The following is a 20,806-nucleotide window of genomic DNA, read 5'->3' as shown; positions in this document are numbered from 1 at the left end:
TAAATATCTCAATATGGATGCTTAGTTAAATCCATATTACAGGAATCAGCCTCCTGTTCAATATGATTACTGCTGTGACGGCACTTTTATGCTTTTTCGACTTATAAAAAAACCTCATCAAATCGATGAGGTTTCTTCGCGTATGAATTATGATTGCTTTAGTTTTTCCATCGCATGATATACGGAATCAGTAAAACTTTTATATTTCGTAATAGACTCTCTTAATTGTTGATTTTCCGCGATCATCGATTGCAATTCTTCCTGATGGCTATTATCCTGATAAAATTTTTGCAACTGCTCTAATGTTTGGATTACTTCATGAATATTGGGCTGCTCTTGTGATGACATATTCACGTTCTTTTGAGTTGTAAATGTAATTTTTTTTCTGTTTTGTTTGGCTAAGTGAATGGCTTCTTCATATTGCTTACGTAATGTTGCATTCCAACGAAATCCGCAAGCTGCAGCAGTTCGCGATAATTGCTTGCCCACTTCTTTAAATGCTTCCAATTGTGTATTTCCTTCTCGGATAAACCGTAATACTGTTTCTGCAAGCAATACATCTTCATCACTTGACCAGGCATCCTGACGATTTCCTTGCACAGCTCCACCTCCTCTATTCTTGATATAATGTATGCGAATAATAGAAGAGATAGACATATTGTTTTTATGAAAAAAAGACTATCGCAAACTTCAGCCATTTCATTCGTTCCTGCCACTTGCTATTTTACTAGTAAGGTTGTCTTATCCTTTAAGTTTATCTAATACGATTTATGTAATGCTAGTTCTGTATAATGTTGTGGTAATTTTGATATGTTAATAGTACTTAGCAAAGCTCCTGAAAATTGCTCCGCGTCCTATGGGCACGTCGATCGGTAAGCACTTGAAACATTTCAAAATGACCCCTGATCAGTATTGCTTATTTAAAATATTGGTATCCACCTCTTCTGCTAGCGAAGACTGTAGACTTTCTTATACTTGGTACATTCAACATTTTCACTACCTTGCATTATGTATTATAAAATTTTCCTATCGCATAAACAAAAAAATAGTGCAGGAGATCTCTTCTCCTGCACTATTGGCTGTACAACATATCTAATTATTGTTCTACTACTTGTTTGCCATCATATTGTCCACATGATTTACAAACATGGTGTGGTTTTGTTAGTTCACCACAGTTAGAACATTCTACCATTCCTGGTACGTGTAATTTTTTATGAGTACGACGTTGGTTTTTTACCTTTTTTGAAGTTCTTTGCTTAGGTACTGCCATCCGTTACACCTCCTTTAAAAGAGAAGTAAAGATTTACTCTTTACTGTTATCCTCATTACTATTGTCATCTAATAAAGATTTTAGCTTTTCAAGGCGAGGATCCACTTTCTCAGATTGTTCTTGTTCTGTTACAAGTGTCCATCCGTTGCCTTCAGTCAGTGTGTTTGCGTCCAGTTTATCCTGATCTGCAAATACTCTGATAGGCATTTCTAATAATACATTTTCCTTGATAAATGGCGTTAAGTCAAGTACTTCCCCATTTACTAAATGCACTTCCTCTTCCTGATGGTAGTAAGTGGTAGTAAATGATTCGATAGCATGGACAGCGAAATTGTACGGTACATCTACCAAAGTCCGGGCACAAGGTAGAATCATCGTTCCTTTAATTTGAAAATCACAGGTAATATCCTCACCGTCCACTCTAGCAGTGCCCTCCACTAGAACCGGATCAATTCGACGAATATCATTTTCTAAATCAGCCAGATCAGAAATGTCTACCTCTTCCTGGAAAGAAACGGGTTCTCCCTGCGATTGTTTTAATTTTTGGATAAATAATTTCATTACATTCACCTCAAGGCAACAAGAAATATTTTAAAAGGAATTTAGCTTTTTGTCAATATATTTTCTTTACACTGACAACTTTTATTGATCTATATGATATACTACGGTTGATCATACAGTTATATTTAACATTTACCTCAACAATCATTCGATAAAACATAAAATGTGAACAAAGGAGGTCGCTATGAAAAGCTGTGGACTAATCGTAGAATATAACCCTTATCATAACGGACATCATTATCACTTTCAACAGGCAAAAGAAATTACTGGGGCAGATTGCGTCATTGCAGTAATGAGCGGGAACTTCCTACAAAGAGGCGAACCTGCATTGACCGATAAATTCTCGAGAGCAAGAATCGCAGTAGAACAAGGCATAGATTTAGTCGTAGAACTCCCTTACTTTTACGCTGTTCAACACAGTGAACTATTTGCCAAAGGGGCCATTCAAATTCTAAACAGTTTACAGGCGGATGCCGTTTGTTTTGGTAGTGAGCATGGTCAGATTGATGAATTTAAACAACTGTATCAAACTATTAGGCACCGTCAGCATGACTACCAGGAAACCGTAAAAGTTGCATTACAGGAAGGACTTTCTTATCCGAAAGCGAACGAGATAGCTTTTTATCAAGTCAGTGATCAACAGGTATCGCTCGACTTTACCAAACCTAATAATATGTTGGGTTATCAATATGTGAAGAATATTTATGATCTTAACAGTTCGATCAAACCTGTAACGATAACGCGGGTTCAGAATAATTATCATGACATTGAAATTAACGATTCGATTGCAAGCGCCACTAGTATCAGACAAGCATTACTGTATAATGAAAACTCTATTGATAATGCCGTTCCCTTTTTCACGAATCAGGTAATAGCACAATACAAAAATGAGCATGAAAGATGGCATCATTGGCAAGCCTACTTTCCACTATTAAAATATCGTGTATTAACAATGACCACAGCTGAATTGCAAGCAATCCATGGTATAAAAGAGGGAATTGAAAATCGTATTGTAGAAACTGCAAAATTAGCCAGTACGTTTCAGCATTGGATGGAGCTGCTAAAAACGAAACGCTATACTTGGACAAGTTTACAGAGAATCTTCACCCATATTCTGACCAATTCACAGAAGTCTGAAATAGAGAGCCTGTTATCCGATCATCATCCAAAGGGCTTTCGTATCCTAGCAATGTCTAAACAGGGGCAGGAATATTTACGATACAAAAAGAAATCGATCGATATACCTTGGTTTACTAGTAATAAACCACCCTATCCCTATCATTTAATGGATGAACGAATTGACCATGCGTACTACAGCATCTTGCCAGTTAATTCTCAACAACATTTAGCTAAACAACCTTATTCGCGACCAATTATAAAAGACGCCTAACAAAAGGCGTCTTTTTCTATTATGATAATTCTTCTAAATATGATACGGCTTCTTCAAACGTATCGACCGGGACGACTTTCATATCTGTACCAATCTCTTCCGCCACTCGTTTGGCTACCTGATAATTTGAATCTTCGCTGTCATTTTCATTAGGCGCAAAAAAGATGTCACAGCCAGAACGGTCCGCAGCTACGACTTTCTTATCAATTCCGCCGATTCTGCCAACATTTCCGTCGTAATCAATTTCACCAGTTCCAGCAACTTGATAGCCTTTGGTTAAATCTTCATCTGTTAACTGGTCATAGATTTCAAGTGAAAACATTAATCCAGCACTCGGGCCACCAATATCTCCACTTGAGAAATTCACTTCCGGAGACACCGCTACGCTTCTGTTAGTTACGAGCTGGATGCCGATACCAGGTTTACCATCTAGCGCTTCTAAAGCTTGAAGGGTGATGTCCTTTTCCAATGTTTCGTCATTACGTTTTATCGTAACGTGAATTTGGTCACCGTTGTTTTTTGATTTTACATATTCAATTAAATCATTGGCTTCTTTTATAGCATTTCCGTCTATTTCTGTAATCTCATCACCTGTTTTAAGTTTTCCATCCGCTGGCATGTCAGGTACTACAGACACAACATAAACACCGTCATAATCAATCGTAATCTTCTCTCCTGCCGCTTGATATGCTACTACCATAGACGCTTCCTGTGAGCTCTCCATCATTAATAACTGAATTTGATGATATTCCTCATTCGTCATTCCCTCCTGCAATACATCTTCGATCGGGAGAATGTCGTTATAATCTCTAAATTTTGCCATGATATATTGAAAAGGTGTAGCCTGTCCTCCCCGGATTGTAACCAGGTGCATATCTCCATCTCCTTCACTGTCTTCGGCACCATCTACCTGCACGACTGGATTTAAAGGGTCTGCATTACCTGGGCTGTGAATATAATAAGGCAGTTGATAACTGAATAAAAAAAAGATGGCGATAACGGCCACTATAAACCCTATAATTCTTAATTTTGATTTTGATCGATACATATCATCCCTACTTTCCGGTTTCTTGTCATAATCTTTGTATACTATTGCGTATATTTTACTAATACACGAGTTTTAAAACACTACATATTTTACTACTCAAACTATTAAAGGTACAGAAAAGTGCTATAAAGGAGTGCAAATTTTGAAGCAGAAACTCTACTCCATTATGTATGCATCACTAATTGTTTTATTAGCCGTTATGATAATCAGCTTTCCACAAGTTGTATTAAAAGCAAGCCAGCGAGGATTGGAAGTGTGGTCAAATGTGGTTTTCCCTTCCCTGCTTCCCTTCTTTATTGTAGCAGAATTGTTAATTGCTTTTGGAGTTGTACATTTTATCGGGGTTTTATTCGAGCCGGTCATGCGGCCATTATTTAATGTTCCGGGTGTAGGAGGTTTTGTTTGGACAATGGGAATGGCTAGCGGTTATCCTTCCGGAGCAAAATTTACAGCAAGATTAAGACAGGAGAATCAATTAAGCCAAACAGAAGCAGAACGACTGGTTTCATTTACGAACGCTTCCAATCCATTATTTATTATCGGTGCTGTTTCCATTGGTTTTTTTCATAATCAACAACTGGGAATATTATTAGCCATTACCCATTATACGAGTAACTTTCTTGTTGGGATCTGTATGCGGTTCTATAAATATAACGAACGAGAGAAATTTAAACTGCAGCACCTTTCTTTCCGTAAAGCATTTGCTCATTTACATCGAGCACGTCTGAAAGAAAACAAACCTCTAGGAAAAATATTAGGTGATGCGGTCCAGCATTCTATTCAGACTTTACTCATTATCGGCGGTTTTATTATTTTATTTTCCGTTTTAACGGAAATATTAAGACAAGTTCACGTAGCTGATATTTTAGCAAGCGGATTAGCTTATATCCTTCAACTGCTACATTTACCTGTTGAAATGGCTCTCCCATTAATGACCGGGTTCTTTGAAATTACAATAGGAGCAAACGAAGTATCTGCTACTGATACGTCATTGCTAATCCAGGCAATTATTGTTTCCATCATTCTTGCATTTAACGGTTTTTCTGTACAAGCCCAGGTTGCTAGTATTCTGGCCGAGACCGATATCCGGTTTGCTCCTTATTTCTTTGCACGCTTGTTACACACCGTAATTGCCAGTATCACGGTGATTATACTCTATGTACCCTTATATAAGAATCAAGTTGCTTCACAAGAACCTGCAATGACAGCTTTTTCTCAATTTGTTGTTCAACCTGCTGAAAAAGCCTATCTCGCATTTGGTCATATTGGGTTTATGATTACTTTCTGTGGCTTGTTCGTATATTTAATACTCTTATTAAATAATAAGCGTTAGAGATGTTTATATTTGTTTCGCAGAGCCTCTTCTACTACTGTAGGTACTAGGTCTGATACACTCGCATCATATTTGGCTACTTCTTTAATCATACTGGAACTTAAAAAAGAATATTGATTGTTTGTCATCATAAAAAACGTCTCAATTTCTTCATTTAATTTTCGGTTCATCGAAGTAATTTGCATTTCATACTCAAAGTCTGTTACTGCCCGAAGTCCTCTCAAGACGGCTTGGGCATTTTTTCTTTTGGCATAATCCATTAATAAGCCACTGCAGGCATCAACAGACACATTTTCAATATCTTCGGTCGCTTTCTGTAACAGTTCCACGCGTTCTTCGACTGTAAATAACGGTTGCTTTGACTGATTATTAAAAACGGCAACAATCACTTCGTCGAATACTTTTGCTCCTCTTCTGATAATATCTAAATGTCCGTTGGTTACTGGGTCGAAGCTTCCTGGACAGATAGCCAATCTACTCATCTTCATTCACACCTTTTCTCAGAATCGTTATTTGCGTTGTGTTGTTATAAGTTTCACTTTTCATTACATGATAGCCAGAGGGAATATTCCCTAATTCCGTTTTAGGATCATGTTCACATATAATGAGTCCGTGTTCTTCCATTATATCCAATTCTGTTATCGTCTTTAACAACTTTTGATAAGATACCTTATGATAAGGTGGATCCAGAAAAATGAGATTAAATGAAAGTTCTCTTTTTTTGATTGCTTTCAATGCACGAAAAGCATCATTGCGATATATTTCTACTTTATTCTGTAAATGAAGATGGTTGATGTTCTGATGAATAACAGAAATCGCTTTTGGCTGAATATCGACCAGAATCGCTCGATCAATACCTCTGCTGATCGATTCAATCGCCAATGCTCCACTGCCGGCAAATAAATCTAAACAAGTACCCCCTTCAAAGAATGGCCCAATCATCTGAAACAAAGATTCCTTTATTTTATCGCCTGTTGGGCGGGTTAACTGATTCGGTACCGGCTGGATTCTGTTACCCTTTAAATCTCCAGCAATTACTCTCAAACGCTTTCCCCTCTTTTCGTTAATTAAATCTACCTTACTATAGCACGAATAGAAACAAATTCTCAAATTCATAAGTATAAAAATAATCAGATATGTACAAACTTTAATTAAAGCAACAGAATATGGTTGCTTTTAATTCGGAGAAGACTTACATTTCCCCATAAGTTCTTCCTCCGGTTTCTCCTCTCCCTTTATCTTTTTATTTTCTTGTGTCAAGAAAATAAAAAGAGCCTGCAGTTAAGGTAACTGCAGGTTTTTTTTATAAGTAAAGAAAGTATATAAGTACAGTCGTAGAAGTAATCATACTGAATAGGAAGATGGGTTCCTATAATATGGATTATGTAAACTAGCCATCACTAGCCAAGCATCCATTTTGAGATATTTAATATGCTGGGATACCGCTTCAGCCAACCACTCCGCGTCCTGCGGGGCACGGCTGAAGCTAACTTTGTGAAGAAGGTCGCTTCACAAAGTGGATCTCCAGCACCTGCATAATCCCGCGGGAGTCTACGTGGTTGGCCTCCGCTGATGTATAGCTCCACAATTTATGCGGCAGCTAGGATATGAAGCACTATCTGCAAGATTTACACCATAATTGATGAAATACATTGCTAAGCACCACTGCTTCTAGCTGTTCCAATCGTTGTAGTACTTCCCATAAGCGTAGGAAATATGCGGAGACTCCCGTGGAATCAGCGCGAGCTGAAGATCCACTTGTTAAAGAAAATTCTTTTCTTTAACAAGTTAGCTGAAGCCGTGCCCACAGGACGCGGAGCATATTTCCGGAGCTTTGCTAAGCAGATAATCTATATCAAAATGACCATTTGGCAATACAGTCTTTGTTAACATAATCCATATTATAGGAACCCTTCATGTTCAAATAAGATTATTGCTGTGACTGATAAAAAACCCGAGCTAACTATATAGCCCGGATTTTGGTTAAATTCCCATTTTATAATCGTACTCTTTCTCTTTGTCGACGACTTTGCTTTCGAAGTCAGTCTTGATATATGGCTTATAAGATGGTTCTGCTTTGGTTACATAAGATAATTTTAACAACGACTCGTATGTATCGTCGAATCGTTCCTGATCCACATAAATCATCGCATATTTTAATTTCTTGGATACATGAATCATATGCCCGTATCTTTTAAGATGCTTTACATGCTTCATTTGATGGAACCATACAATTATGCCTTGTCTTTTGGTAATCAATGCTTTTAGCCTCCTTCATACCAGGCTCTAGCTATGAAGCCTTACAGCCACAGCCTCCTCCACCAGAACCACAGCCACAGCCGCCATCTGTTAGAGCTGCTCCATCCATTGGAACCTTCACTTTATCACTTACACTAAACGCTACTAACTGACTGATTTCATCTAGCAGTTTTTGCAGGTTGGTTTCTGCTAATTTATATGTCGCAATCGTATCATGCATATCCATTTCCCGTTTGACAACACGGATTTCCTTCATGATTTTACTATAGTCCGGATGGTATCTGCCGAAACGTTCCACCTCATCATACGATTCTTTCATGTTGTTGAATTGGTTTATTAAATGCTGTGCCTCCTGGTCATTTTCCATCCGCTGCTTCGCTTGATCAAACTCCTGCTTCACATCCGAATCGAGCACCATTTGGCCCAATGCTTCAGATTTATCTAAAAGGTCAATAACTTCCAAATTTGCAAACACGATATTACACCTCCATACTAACATCATATCAAGTTTCTGGAAAAATGAAAAGAGGCAGGTTCTAATCGTTCCAAGAACCTGCCATTTGCATCAACATTCTGATCATTTGAATATTTTGCTGTGTTCGCGCTAAACGTTGCGGTACTGTCTTTCCGTAAAATTGTTTTGCTTCTTTTTCCATTTCGCTCACACGCTCAGGATTTCTTGTTAAATATCGATACCAATCCGGATTTAATCGGATAAAACGCCATAAATCGCTTCGCTGTTGAATATAGCGATAGGTTTCAGGCTCCATAGCATCCCTCCTAATCCTTTGGATGAAAGAAGAATTGATCAGAGGACTGACCTGTGCCTGATTGATTTTTACTTCTGAACTGCTTAAACTGCCCGATTAAAGTCAAAACATTGTCGATTGCACCATTTAAATCATTAATATGGGTTTCCACTTTATTGATATCAAGTTCTTCAATATGTTTCCACACTTTTTGATACAATTGATTGCTTGTCGACTCCTCTTCGCTATTCTCGCTATCCTTCTTCACCTTTTTCTGATAGTTTTTCCACGATGGATCATCATCACCTAGCAGCATATATTGTTCATAGGCTTCCTGCATCGTCATGTTCCCTTGCCTTACTTGTTTTAGTAACAATGGGTGGTCTTGAATAAACAGTTTAAATTGTTGCACAGAAGGGTTAGAAGAATTCTTCATATTCTGCACTCCTCTCACACAACGTAACTATTGTAATATATGCGTTTGTACCGATCCGTGTGCCATTGACTACTTTTCGATAAAATTTTGTGTATAGAAGGATTGATACACACCAACACCTAAATGGGTATATTCTTCTTTAAGCAATGCATCACGATGGCCCTCACTATTAAGCCATCCGTGTATAACAGCAGGAGCGTCAACATAATGTGCAGCAATATTTTCTCCAGCTGATTTATAGTATGCATCTGCGGCTACTAATCGTTCTTGCAATCCATCGCCATTTAAACTGTAATGAGAAAAATAATTTTCTTTTTGCATGTCCTCGCTATGCGTCTTAGCAGCAACTGCGGCATGTTCATCCCATTCCAAAGTAGCAAGTTGATGATGTTTCCGGATGATATTGGTTAAATCAAATATTTGTTGCTCTAATCCTTTTTCCATTGTTATTCTTTCTTCTTCATCAGGTTCTTGTATCTCTTCCAGCTCTCCCCAATAATAAAGTTCATACGGTTTCATCATTTCCAGGACTTCCTTATTCAATACTCGGATACCTGCTAGTTTTTCTGTGTATAAGTCAATATAAAGCTGAGCATATACATTGTCATTCAATTTTATGACTGGTCTTTCCTTCAAATCATTTTCGGTTAGTTGGAATCGAATCTGATCAAATTCTATCTCTTTTTCAAAAGGATATAACTCCTTTATTTCTTCTGCTGTTTGACCAATTTTAATCGGTTGAAAATCTAACTCGTCTGAATTCGAATACATACTGACCAATTGCTCGTCTTTAACAGCAACCTGAATGTACGTATTCTCTGATTGATATATCCACCATTCGAATCCATATACGGAAGGGTCCTTGCGGTCGGGTTCTCCGTATTTCTCAGTGAAATTGCTAATATCTCTATTTAGTAATTTCCATAATGCATGCTGTTGGACAATGAGACTGTGGTCTTCAGCAAATTGCACCTTCTCACTTTTTACTTGTTTCGTCTTTTGGTGATACAACACCATTTTTTCTGGCTCATTTTGTAGGTTAACATAAAGAATACTCGCTAAAACTATTAAAGATATGGCGGCAATAAAGATAATTACTTTTACTTTCATTTTAATTCACCTACTATTTACTCGGATTTATTACAATATATGCTGCTCTATTTTTTTCATGAAAGTTTTTAATAGGGAATGTCTAATTTAATTGCATCTTTCTCCAATTCATACTATTATAGGTTTAGTGATATTTTTAGATGAGGTGAAAGTATGAAGATTACAGACACAGGATTTGAAGATGTAGTTGTAGATTTGAAACCATTAGATCATGTAATGGAAAATGCTAATTTTATCCGCGCAGGGCAGTGGGATTATGAACGTGTAACATATGATTATAAAATCGGCTCTCCGGAAACAAATGTTACGTATTACATAAGAGTGCAAGGGTATGCACTAGAAGGTGATGTAGATCGTGGTGACGCTGTGATCAAATTATTAACACCATTGATTGGAAAGCATTATTATCCTACCGGTATCGAGTACGGTGAAAAAGAATCCTTTCCTACTACAACATTAGAGAGAGCGTCTAAACTATTAAAAAGTGCAAAAGCTAATTTGGAACCGTTTATAAAGTAAGGATCCCCGTACATATGAAAACGGCTGTATAACGGATGCAGCCGTTTTTCATCAGCCTTCCCTAGTAGCATCATCTCGTTGTTTTTAGAAAGGAGACAGATTTGTAATTAAATGAAAAATCCCAACAAAAAGAACATAAAACTAATTTTTATTATCTTATTGATACTGGTAGCTGCATATTTTGTTCTACCTGTTTCACTCCCGATCATAATAGCCTTCATTACCGCTTTAATGCTAAACCCTTTAGTTAGAGGCATTATAAAAAAACTTAAATTAAACCGACAGCTAGCAGTTACGATTGTGTTTATTTTGTTCATTCTTGTCATCAGTACTATTGGTACTTATGCTGTAGCGAAAATTATCGGTCAAGTCGTCAGTTTTACGGAAAATATCCCAACTTACATAAAACAAATCAATAACCAATTAACAGAATGGGAATCTGACCTAGATCATGTTACACAAGATTTACCGGAACAACTAGTGACACAAGTAAAAACACAAATAGAAACAACTACTATCGATTTAGGCAACAACCTTCGAGAAAAACTAAATATTGATAAAGTTGCTAATGCATTAAGTAAGGTACCTGAATATTTAGTTAGTCTTATCGTCTATCTGATCGCTTTATTTATGTTTATGCTTGAAATTCCTCGATTAAAAGCGATCGGATACAGTCATTTAAAAGAAACTACTGCAAAAAAAGTGAAATTTATGAATGATCGATTGTCTTACGTTATTCTTGGATTTTTTAAAGCACAGTTTCTAGTAAGTATTATCATATTTATAGTATCTTTGATCGGATTGTACATCATTGTACCGGAATATGCCCTAATTATGTCGTTAATCATATGGATTATCGATTTTATACCTATTATTGGTTCCATAGCAATACTAGGACCATGGGCTCTCTATTTGCTAATTATGGGTGACCTGTTTGTCGGTGGTCAATTAGCAATCCTGGCCATTATTCTATTAGCAATTCGACGAACAGTAGAACCGAAAGTAATGGGTAAACAAATTGGATTATCTCCACTTGCCACTTTAATATCCATGTATATTGGACTTAAGCTACTGGGTATTCTAGGATTCATTGTTGGACCTTTACTCGTCATTGCTTTCAACTCCGCTAAAGAAGCTGAGATTTTTAAGACTAATTTTAAAATTTAAATTAAAGAAGACTATCACTTGTTAGGTGGTAGTCTTTTTTTTGAGGCAAGAAAGTATAAATTTTAGGCTATATGATGTTCGCTGACAGAAACGGCCATGTCCGGCTCCAGCGCCCAGAGACTAGGCGACTTCGCGAAATCGCCCTACGATAAGTCATCATCGATTCGCAAGCTCACCGTGATTCCTTTATCTCAGTTGATTCACTCCACTCGCTACGTCTCAAAACGGGCGCTTGCGCCTTTGTTCATATGGATAATGTTAAGATATGCTGTATTGCAAAATGATCATTTTGATAGATTTTATTTGCTTAGCAAATCTCCATCTCTACCATGTTTTTTACCAGCCATCGCCACGAAATTTACCACTTGGCGTCTATGCGTTTACCAAAAGAAAACCGTTGTTAAAGCACAAAAGCCTAATTCTTATTATTTTGCTCTAAAGAATTAGGCTTTTGATCATTTGCAATGACCGATTATATAATTTTCATTATTTGTTGAACCGTAGGGATATACTGCGAAGTAACAGGATGTGTGCTCTTAAACCTTGAGACCATTTTGAAACGTTCTTAGTGTTATGATACCGCTCCGTCCAACCACTCCGCGTCCTGTGGAACGCGGAGCATATTTCCGGAGCTTTGATAAGCACAATAAAAATGTCATAATCACCAAATGGAAACACAATTTTACAGCATTAGATAGATTCTTACTTAGCATAAAATAGATACACCGCCAAATTGTCATTACTGCGCAGTATGTTCTACTACGTAATCTAACATAGACATAGCACTATGTGCATAATTGAACTTGGAAGGTGCGAATTCCTAGCACATAAATAAAGTATGACTTCAATCAGTGGGGGTATTACGGACGGTTAGCACTGTGATAAATAAATCATTTCAAAATAATCCCTCCTCTTCTGTCAGTTAACATAATTGGTACTATAGGAGCCTTCTTTTAAATATTAGTGATTGAACAAGCACAAAAAAAGACTGAGCGGTTGCTCAGTCTTTTTTATGTACCTAAAATTGCCTTTATTAAACTAGTTGTTTTGCCACCGTCATAGATGACGTATAGCAATAGATAAACCGCAACACCTGTGATTGCTGTAAAAAACCATATAATACTTGTTACAGGGCCTATTTTTTGGTGCTTCGTGATATTTCGTTTAAAAGCTAAAACAAGGGTAATCACTCCAAAAACCGCTCCTGTTGTGGCGAGGAAAATATGAAATATTAAGAAAATCGTATAGTAAAGCTTAATATCATCCGGCCCGCCAAAGCTGGTATTGCCGATAAACACCGTACGTGACATATAGATAATGAAAAACGTCAATGCACTATAGGCAGCAGCAATCATTACTTTTCGATGTTGCTTGTATTTCTTTTTTATTACGAGACGCCATCCAATTGCCACTAGAATTGCACTCAAAATAATAAAAAAGGTACTAAGCGTTGGTAACAAATGCATTCCAACCAATCCTTCCCAAATTATATTTGTCCTGTGTGATGGTTGCTAGGTAATGGATCCACTTTATCTGCACCACTTCTAAACCACGGAAAGAAAATTTTGGCTAAAATACTTCCGAAAATGATTTCTTGAGTTATTTTCATTACGATGCCACCAAGTTGTTGATCCTCCACTATTCCTAGTGGTGAAAACATTTCCGGACCATTGATAGATAAACCACTTAGACCGGTTAGTACATCTCCAGGTACACATAAAGAAAGAGCTTGTACCCAACTGCCCCCGGCACCATATGTCGCATATAAGCTGTCTGTCGCAAATATGATCAATGCACAGGCAGGTGTAATCAAAATTCCATTCGCACAAATATAACCAATTTTCAGTAATGGCTGCATCGTATCCATTTCCTTAAGAGGCGTATAAATAGGCCACCACATAAGGAATGCTGCCAATAATATGGTTAACGAAATAGACGTATGTGCAACATCATTTGCTTTAGCAAAATCAAAAATGACTGGAATATGATAGAAAGAAAATAACCCATTAAATACTAGTAAAGAGATAAGCGGTTTGGTTAACAGTCTTAATACACTGCTTAAACCCGGTATATTAAATACTTTTCGCCAAAACCATGCTGGTATTCCCCGAATCATTAGAATCGGAAATAACAAATAATACAATGCCATCTGAATCATATGAGATGTAAACATGATGTGTGACAATAAATCAATCGGAGACCCTTTGATAACATACAATAAGGCAATACCTGTATAGAAAAGGGTTATTTGTCTTCGATTTGCTTTCTTGTCATCATTTCGTCTTACAAACAGCCAAAAATATAATACGGCCAGTAAAACAATAAAAAGTAAATAATATGGACTCCATAATGCTCTGAACCCAAAAATCTGTATGTCTTGCCACATATTGAGATCACTCCATTTTTTATCCTTGCAACTTACATTTATTATATCGGACTTCTATCAGTCATAAAACAAAGTCGAGCATTTTTTTTCAACAATTTAATGAACAATTCGTTATCATTCCATATTGTTAAAAAAGCTTGAAAGGTACTCTGGTACCCTTCAAGCTTTGACATTACCACCAAACAAGAACAACTAATGCAAGAATTGTTAGAAATGCAGCAAATACACCGCCATAAAACATTAATGCTGGGAGCTCATGGCCTTTGTGGCTCATATGCATGAAGTAATACAATTGAAAGCCAACTTGAATAGCTGCTAATACTAAAATGACCGGGATGACAAATAATCGATCCAGCTCTGCCAACACCATTGCAAAAGAAATAAGTGTGAAAACAATCATTAAAGCGAATGTGATTACTTGCTGTTTCATTTCTTCTTTACGTTTCTGCTTTTCGTAATCAAATTGCTGACTTGTTTCTGATACTTTGTCTGTCATTGTTTACAGCACCCCCATCAGATAAACTACTGTGAAGATAAATACCCAAACAACATCGATGAAGTGCCAGTATAAACTAGCAATGTAAAACTTAGGTGCATTGTACAGGTTCAAGCCACGTTTAGCATTACGAACCATTAGCGAGATAAACCATAATAGACCAAACACTACGTGCCCACCATGGAATCCAACAAGTGTGTAAAAGGCTGAACCAAATGCTGATGAGCGCATCGTAAATTCATACTCATGAATATAATGATTAAACTCATACAACTCAAAGCACAAGAATCCGAGACCAAGTGCAACGGTAATTCCAAGCCATACCATCATCTTCTTGAAATCATTGTTTTTCATATGATACATCGCATATACACTTGTTAAGGAACTAGTCAGAAGAAGCATCGTCATAATAAATACCAATTCAAGACCAAATAACTCTTCTGAACTTTTTCCACCGTTTGTTGAGTCATTCAATGCTAAATATGTCCCGAACAAACTGGCAAATAAAACGGACTCACCACCAAGGAAGAACCAAAAACCGATGAATTTATTTTTCCCTTCCAAGGTCGCTTTCTCAGGATTATGAGGCATATGCTTCGGATTTAGTACATCGTGTTCACTCATTATTCCTCAGCCTCCTTCTGTAAGTCTTCCTTGTGGATATGATATCCGATATCGTCCTTCACGGAACGAGTTAACATCGCACCTAAGGCGATACCCATACCGATAAAAATTAAAGTTAACCATGATAAATCATGTTTTTGATAAATAAAACCAAAGCCAGCAATAAATAATCCGACTGAAATGACAAATGGCAAGAAAGAATTATTTGGCATGTGGATATCGCCAATCGGTTCTGCAGGTGTCATTCCTTTACGTCCTTCTGTTTTCTCAACCCAAAGCGGATCCAAACCACGTACTAATGGTAACTGTTTAAAGTTATAAAATGGTGGTGGTGAAGGAATAGCCCACTCCAATGTACGTGCATCCCAAGGATCACCGCCAACTCTTTCGTTTTTCATAGTAGTTTTTACAATATTGATTAAAAGGAAGATCGTACCGACACCCATTAAAAAGGCGCCAATTGTACTTACTAAGTTACCTAAGTCTAATCCTTGATTTTCTAAATACGTCCAATAACGTCTAGGCATACCCATTAATCCTAGGAAATGCTGAATAAAGAACGTCAAATGGAAACCGATGAAGAAAAACCAGAATGTAATTTTTCCAAGCTTATCATCTAAGATAGTACCAAACATTTTTGGCCACCAGTAATGTAAGCCAGCTAACAAGGCAAATACTACCCCACCAACGATTACATAGTGGAAGTGCGCGACTACGAAATACGTATCGTGGAACTGATAGTCAGCAGAAGCCGCTGCAACCATAACCCCAGTCATACCACCAAGTGTAAAGGTTGGAATAAAGCCTAATGCCCAAAGCATTGGCGTATTGATCTCAATAGAGCCACCCCAAAGTGTAAACAACCAGTTAAAGATTTTAATACCGGTTGGAACAGCGATTGCCATAGTGGCAACTGCAAATATTGAGTTAGCTGCTGGACCCATACCTACTGTAAACATGTGGTGCGCCCACACCATAAATCCTAAGAAACCGATAAGTACAGTTGCAAATACCATTGCTGTATAACCAAACAAACGTTTTTTAGAGAAAGTAGAAATAATTTCACTAAAGACACCAAATGCTGGTAATGCCAGAATGTATACTTCCGGGTGACCAAATATCCAGAATAAGTGTTGCCAGATTACGGCATTCCCACCCATATTTGCTTCGAAAAATCCTGCACCAAACAAACGATCAAACATCATTAGGAATAAACCGACAGTCAATGCTGGAAAGGCGAATAGGATAAGTGCGCTTGCCACAAATGCTGTCCATGTGAATAGAGGCATACGCATATAAGTCATTCCTGGTGCACGCATATTAACAATCGTTACTAAGAAGTTAATACCACCCATTAGCGTACCTGCACCCGAAATTTGCAGACCTAATACGTAATAGTCTACCCCTTCACCTGGAGAAGTAGTAGACAGTGGTGCATAAGCTGTCCAGCCAGCATCTGCAGCTCCACCTGTAAACCAACCTACGTTCAGCATAATTCCCCCGAAAAGGAATAACCAGAAGCCTAAGGAATTCAAAAATGGAAACGCAACATCACGAGCTCCTATTTGTAACGGTACAACAGCATTCATAAATGCAAATATGAGCGGCATTGCTGCCAAGAAAATCATCGTGGTACCGTGCATCGTAATTAATTCATTATAGAAACCTGCACTTACAAAATCGTTCATCGGCTGCACTAATTGCCATCTAATAGCTAATGCTTCTAATCCACCAACAAGGAAGAAAAAACCACCAGCAATTAAATACATAATAGCAATCTTCTTATGGTCTACCGTTGTTAAATAGTCCCATAATGTAGCGCCGAAGCTCTTCTTGTTCGTAGCTACCAATGTACTCAATTTAAATAAACCTCCCTTTAGTTACCCTGTCCTTCTTGTTCTCTAAAATCTTTCACACTATCTACTGGTTCGTCAGTAGCTTTTAATTCCATGAGGAAATCAGCAATTTTCTCAACATCTTCTTCACTAATTGTACTCATACCCTCATCGTCTAAATATTCTGCATCCATCATACCGTTACCTGGTTTTATTTCTCCAGGATTCATGATCCAATCAACCAACGCTTCTTTACTGTAATGTTCTATACCAGCAATCATCGTGCGATTATCGAAATCAGCCAGGTTCGGAGCGATAACCGGATTGGTTGCACTCGCATCAATGGCATGACAGCTAATACAATTATTATTGAACAGCTGCTGTCCTTCCTGAGCCGATGCAGATTGTGCAGTGTATTCAGGATCGGTATTTTTCATTCCATCGATCCACTGATCATATTCTTCTTGACTGACTACTACGATTTTAAAGTCCATCAATGAGTGTGAATCCCCGCAAAACTCGGTACATTTACCCCAATACACACCTTCTTCAAATGCTTGAATGTACATCGTGTTTTCGTTTTCAGGACTAACATCCATCTTACCTGAAATAGATGGTACCCAAAATGCGTGAATAACGTCACCTGATAGCATGTTCAGATAAACTTTCTGATCTACTGGAATATAAAGTTCCTGACTTGTTTGAACTTCTTCATTTGCATATTCGAAATTCCACCAGAACTGCATACCTTTAACGTTTACATTAATACTGTCTTCTTTTTCACCTTCATCAGCTAAATCATATGTACTAGCAATTGTAGGCACTGCGATAATAATTAAAAGCAGAATTGGAATAACTGTCCAAACTACCTCCAACGTTTTGTTCCCTTCTGTTTGCACAGGAATTTGATCTTCTTGTCCTTTTTTACGGCGGAATTTTAATACTACATAAATGTAGATTGCCATAACAACAATAAAGACAACAATCATAACGAGTATTGAAATAATAATGACATTAAAGGATTGCTCTGCCCCATACCCTTTAGGTACTAACGCTGTTAAATTATCCTTACCACATGCTGTAAGCACCATGACTAAAAAGGAAAAAATGGACAAAGTTCGGATTTTTCCCATCCAATCTTTCATGTTTGACCCTCTCTTTCTTTTGTAAGCTTAGTATTATTTAGAAAAACTTGAAAAATTCAAGTTAGACTGACAATTTTTTCTTCATTATAACAAATTACTTGGAAAAGTTATAATAATCATCGAAAGAAATACGATAGTCAAATATAGTAATGAATAGATAAACATTTGATTTGACCATTTTTTGTCATCTTTCATATATAACCCTTTTATCGATAGGGCCAGCCAACCGATATTTAATAGCGTTGCTAAAATAACAAAAATTAATCCTATTTCGTGTAACAAAAATGGGATCGGTAATAAACAGATAATATAAACCAGCATTTGGCGTTTGGTTATCTTTACACCATATACAACTGGTAACATAGGAATATTGGCGTTGCGGTATTCATCCTCTTTCTTCATGGCAATTGCTAGAAAGTGTGGTGTTTGCCAAATAAAGATTAACAAAAACAAAATCCAGGCTACACCGTGAAGATCAGGATCAACAGCAGACCAGCCGATTAACGGCGGAACAGCTCCCGACAAACTGCCAATTGCAGTGTTAATAGTATATTTCCGTTTAGACCAGATCGTATACAGCACTACGTAACTAAACCAACCAATAAAACCGAAAATTGCGGTTTGGACAGACGCAAGAGATAAAATTAATATACCGATTACAGATAGCGCTACCCCAATAATTAAGACGTGCGTTATGTATATCGAACCTGTCACGGTTGGCCGATTTCTTGTACGTTTCATTACTTGATCAATATCACGATCATAATAATTATTAATGACGCACCCGCCAGCGATAACAAAAGCAGTCCCAACAAGTGTTACCAATAAGAGATGCCAATAGTTTAAAAAGGAGGTATTAGTATAATATAAGGCTAACCAAAATCCTGCAAAAGCAGTCATCGTATTCGAATTAATGATACCAACTTTCATTACAGATTTAAGTTCGGACCATTTGTACCAATACTCATTCGTCTGTGAAGATAAAATCGATTCCTGCGTTGTAAATTCTATTTTATCCATCTATTGTTGTACCCTCCTTTCTAACTTTTTCAAATTTTGCATAACGCGAAGTTTACTGGTTTTTTAACCAAGTAAATACAATTTTTTATCAAACAATGATATTGTACCATGTATTTGCATGCTTCGCTATTTAAGTTCCAGAATGATTTGAAAATGTGACATTTCTGTGAACGTTTGTGACAAAATCAAACTTATCGACACGAAAGTATATTAATTTGTTATAATAGACAAGATTTTGATTAGGAATCAGCCAACATCCACCCTATTTATTTCTAGCATAATACATAATTATTTTGCAAGCGTTTTTTGGGAAAACTTGAAAAAACATTCATGCTACTTTTAAATAGAATGGAAACTTCTATGGTTAGACGAGGTGTACCAAAATATGAAATTTTTAAAAATGTTATCGGTCCTTTCCACTTTAGTAATGATATTCGTGTTAATCGGTGGAGCTTTAGTGACGAAGACAGGATCAGGAATGGGCTGTGGCGCCAATTGGCCATTCTGTTATGGTGATTGGTCGTTAGAAATGTTTATTGAATTAAGTCATAGGGTTGTTTCGGCCGGCGCCGGTTTTCTCGTATTACTACTATCTATTTTATCTTGGCGTAAGATTGGCCACATTCGTGAAACAAAATTTTTAGCCTTTGTGTCGATATTTTTTCTCGTGCTCCAAGGCTTAATTGGAGCTGCGGCAGTAGTATGGTCACAATCCGATTTTGTATTAGCTCTGCATTTCGGGATATCACTTATTTCGTTTGCGGCAGTATTGTTATTAACACTGCTTATCTTTGAAATTGATCATAAATTTGACGCTGATTCCCTTACGATAAGTGCTAAATATCGTAAGCAGTTTCTCTGGTTAGCTCTTTACCTAATGTTCGTTGTTTATTCGGGAGCTTTAGTGAGGCATATTGACTCGAGCCTAGCCTGCCCGGACTGGCCAATGTGTGTAAATAACCAGCCTTTTAACTTTGATTTTCATCTGGGCCAATGGGTGCAAATGGGGCATCGGTTACTTGCTGGCATAGCATTTGTTTGGACTTGGATTCTGTTCTTTACCATTAAACGTGATTACCCGTCCAGTCGTGTTATGTATAACGGATGGAAGATCAACACGATCTTGATTACAATACAAGTTTTGCTCGGCGCACTAATTATATTCACAGTTGGAAATCTCTTTGTTGCCCTATTACACGCCTTAGTACTCAGCTTATATTTCGGTATATTATGTTATTTCTTACTATTATCGTACCGAAGCTTATAGAATATACCAAAAATCGGGTTTTGTTCATTCATGCCCGGTTTTGTTATGGCAAAAAATAATTTTCTTTTCATTGCCTTATGTAAATCTACTGGAGTGAATTTGCTAGCAAAACTGATTACATAAATAATAATGAAGTAGAAGGTTACTGCGCAGTAAAAAGACTTTAGCGATGAGATCATTTTGAAATAGAT

The 20,806-nt window shown here is 37.2% G+C and carries 23 protein-coding genes; 5 read left to right on the top strand and 18 right to left on the bottom strand.

Annotated features, from left to right (window positions below):
- Nucleotides 1-147: 147 nt before the first annotated feature.
- From MUN87_RS00795 to MUN87_RS00785, 3 genes are all read right to left on the bottom strand, one after another.
- The gene (locus tag MUN87_RS00795) at nucleotides 148-600 is read right to left on the bottom strand and encodes an RsfA family transcriptional regulator (RefSeq protein WP_244744740.1); all 453 of its coding nucleotides are present in this window, start codon (nucleotides 598-600) and stop codon (nucleotides 148-150) included.
- 496 nt (nucleotides 601-1,096) lie between these two features.
- Nucleotides 1,097-1,270 (bottom strand): 50S ribosomal protein L32, encoded by a 174-nt coding sequence (gene rpmF / locus MUN87_RS00790; RefSeq protein ID WP_244717802.1) that lies wholly within the window; start codon nucleotides 1,268-1,270, stop codon nucleotides 1,097-1,099.
- Nucleotides 1,271-1,303: 33 nt separating this feature from the next.
- On the bottom strand, nucleotides 1,304-1,831 hold the full coding sequence (locus MUN87_RS00785) for a YceD family protein (RefSeq protein ID WP_244744739.1): 528 nt from the start codon (nucleotides 1,829-1,831) through the stop codon (nucleotides 1,304-1,306).
- Nucleotides 1,832-2,015: 184 nt separating this feature from the next.
- Here MUN87_RS00785 and MUN87_RS00780 point away from each other — a divergent pair, with 184 nt between their 5' ends.
- Entirely contained in the window at nucleotides 2,016-3,221 is a 1,206-nt protein-coding gene (locus tag MUN87_RS00780) for a nucleotidyltransferase (RefSeq protein WP_244744737.1), read from the top strand.
- Between the two features lie 19 nt (nucleotides 3,222-3,240).
- On the opposite strand, the gene MUN87_RS00775 is transcribed toward MUN87_RS00780, so the two are convergent.
- Nucleotides 3,241-4,269 (bottom strand): SepM family pheromone-processing serine protease, encoded by a 1,029-nt coding sequence (locus MUN87_RS00775; protein WP_244744735.1) that lies wholly within the window; start codon nucleotides 4,267-4,269, stop codon nucleotides 3,241-3,243.
- A 142-nt stretch (nucleotides 4,270-4,411) separates the two neighbouring features.
- Here MUN87_RS00775 and spoVV point away from each other — a divergent pair, with 142 nt between their 5' ends.
- Nucleotides 4,412-5,602, top strand: a complete 1,191-nt coding sequence (gene spoVV, locus MUN87_RS00770) for a dipicolinic acid transporter SpoVV (protein ID WP_305037426.1) — start codon at nucleotides 4,412-4,414, stop codon at nucleotides 5,600-5,602.
- Here spoVV and coaD read toward each other — a convergent pair.
- From coaD to MUN87_RS00735, 7 genes are all read right to left on the bottom strand, one after another.
- The gene (gene coaD, locus MUN87_RS00765) at nucleotides 5,599-6,084 is read right to left on the bottom strand and encodes a pantetheine-phosphate adenylyltransferase (protein ID WP_244744733.1); all 486 of its coding nucleotides are present in this window, start codon (nucleotides 6,082-6,084) and stop codon (nucleotides 5,599-5,601) included. The two genes, spoVV and coaD, sit on opposite strands and share 4 nt — an antisense overlap.
- Nucleotides 6,077-6,646 (bottom strand): 16S rRNA (guanine(966)-N(2))-methyltransferase RsmD, encoded by a 570-nt coding sequence (gene rsmD / locus MUN87_RS00760; RefSeq protein ID WP_244744724.1) that lies wholly within the window; start codon nucleotides 6,644-6,646, stop codon nucleotides 6,077-6,079. The genes coaD and rsmD overlap by 8 nt, the downstream gene beginning before the upstream one ends.
- Before the next feature lie 939 nt (nucleotides 6,647-7,585).
- On the bottom strand, nucleotides 7,586-7,861 hold the full coding sequence (locus MUN87_RS00755; RefSeq protein ID WP_244744714.1) for a YlbG family protein: 276 nt from the start codon (nucleotides 7,859-7,861) through the stop codon (nucleotides 7,586-7,588).
- Between the two features lie 31 nt (nucleotides 7,862-7,892).
- A complete protein-coding gene (locus MUN87_RS00750) occupies nucleotides 7,893-8,336 on the bottom strand; it encodes a YlbF/YmcA family competence regulator (RefSeq protein ID WP_244744712.1) in 444 nt (147 codons plus the stop codon).
- 61 nt (nucleotides 8,337-8,397) lie between these two features.
- Complete coding sequence (locus MUN87_RS00745; RefSeq protein WP_244744708.1) at nucleotides 8,398-8,631, bottom strand: YlbE-like family protein; 234 nt, start codon at nucleotides 8,629-8,631, stop codon at nucleotides 8,398-8,400.
- A gap of 10 nt (nucleotides 8,632-8,641) precedes the next feature.
- Nucleotides 8,642-9,046, bottom strand: coding sequence for a spore coat protein YlbD (gene ylbD / locus MUN87_RS00740; RefSeq protein WP_244744706.1), 405 nt, complete (start codon nucleotides 9,044-9,046; stop codon nucleotides 8,642-8,644).
- Nucleotides 9,047-9,115: 69 nt separating this feature from the next.
- Nucleotides 9,116-10,156 carry a CAP domain-containing protein gene (locus tag MUN87_RS00735; RefSeq protein WP_244744704.1) on the bottom strand — a complete coding sequence of 347 codons (1,041 nt, stop codon included), beginning with the start codon at nucleotides 10,154-10,156 and terminating at the stop codon, nucleotides 9,116-9,118.
- Nucleotides 10,157-10,309: 153 nt separating this feature from the next.
- Between MUN87_RS00735 and MUN87_RS00730 the strand changes: the two genes are divergently transcribed.
- On the top strand, nucleotides 10,310-10,675 hold the full coding sequence (locus tag MUN87_RS00730) for a YugN family protein (RefSeq protein WP_244744702.1): 366 nt from the start codon (nucleotides 10,310-10,312) through the stop codon (nucleotides 10,673-10,675).
- 111 nt (nucleotides 10,676-10,786) lie between these two features.
- Nucleotides 10,787-11,842, top strand: a complete 1,056-nt coding sequence (gene ytvI / locus MUN87_RS00725; RefSeq protein ID WP_244744700.1) for a sporulation integral membrane protein YtvI — start codon at nucleotides 10,787-10,789, stop codon at nucleotides 11,840-11,842.
- Nucleotides 11,843-12,852: 1,010 nt separating this feature from the next.
- Here ytvI and MUN87_RS00720 read toward each other — a convergent pair.
- The 7 genes from MUN87_RS00720 to cyoE form a co-directional block, all read right to left on the bottom strand.
- Entirely contained in the window at nucleotides 12,853-13,308 is a 456-nt protein-coding gene (locus MUN87_RS00720; protein ID WP_244744687.1) for a DUF420 domain-containing protein, read from the bottom strand.
- Between the two features lie 20 nt (nucleotides 13,309-13,328).
- Entirely contained in the window at nucleotides 13,329-14,228 is a 900-nt protein-coding gene (ctaG, locus tag MUN87_RS00715; RefSeq protein ID WP_244744685.1) for a cytochrome c oxidase assembly factor CtaG, read from the bottom strand.
- Between the two features lie 172 nt (nucleotides 14,229-14,400).
- Nucleotides 14,401-14,724, bottom strand: a complete 324-nt coding sequence (gene ctaF / locus MUN87_RS00710) for a cytochrome c oxidase subunit IVB (protein WP_244744684.1) — start codon at nucleotides 14,722-14,724, stop codon at nucleotides 14,401-14,403.
- 3 nt (nucleotides 14,725-14,727) lie between these two features.
- Entirely contained in the window at nucleotides 14,728-15,348 is a 621-nt protein-coding gene (locus MUN87_RS00705) for a cytochrome (ubi)quinol oxidase subunit III (RefSeq protein WP_244744682.1), read from the bottom strand.
- On the bottom strand, nucleotides 15,348-17,207 hold the full coding sequence (gene ctaD / locus MUN87_RS00700) for a cytochrome c oxidase subunit I (protein ID WP_244744680.1): 1,860 nt from the start codon (nucleotides 17,205-17,207) through the stop codon (nucleotides 15,348-15,350). The genes MUN87_RS00705 and ctaD overlap by 1 nt, the downstream gene beginning before the upstream one ends.
- 17 nt (nucleotides 17,208-17,224) lie before the next feature.
- Nucleotides 17,225-18,328, bottom strand: coding sequence for a cytochrome c oxidase subunit II (gene coxB / locus MUN87_RS00695; RefSeq protein ID WP_244744678.1), 1,104 nt, complete (start codon nucleotides 18,326-18,328; stop codon nucleotides 17,225-17,227).
- A gap of 84 nt (nucleotides 18,329-18,412) precedes the next feature.
- Entirely contained in the window at nucleotides 18,413-19,348 is a 936-nt protein-coding gene (gene cyoE, locus MUN87_RS00690; RefSeq protein ID WP_244744677.1) for a heme o synthase, read from the bottom strand.
- Between the two features lie 385 nt (nucleotides 19,349-19,733).
- Here cyoE and MUN87_RS00685 point away from each other — a divergent pair, with 385 nt between their 5' ends.
- A complete protein-coding gene (locus tag MUN87_RS00685; protein WP_244744666.1) occupies nucleotides 19,734-20,615 on the top strand; it encodes a COX15/CtaA family protein in 882 nt (293 codons plus the stop codon).
- The last annotated feature ends 191 nt before the right edge of the window (nucleotides 20,616-20,806 follow it).

Source organism: Gracilibacillus salinarum, from assembly GCF_022919575.1.
GTDB classification, from domain to species: domain Bacteria; phylum Bacillota; class Bacilli; order Bacillales; family Amphibacillaceae; genus Gracilibacillus; species Gracilibacillus salinarum.
This window is presented reverse-complemented; position numbering and strand designations above follow the sequence as displayed.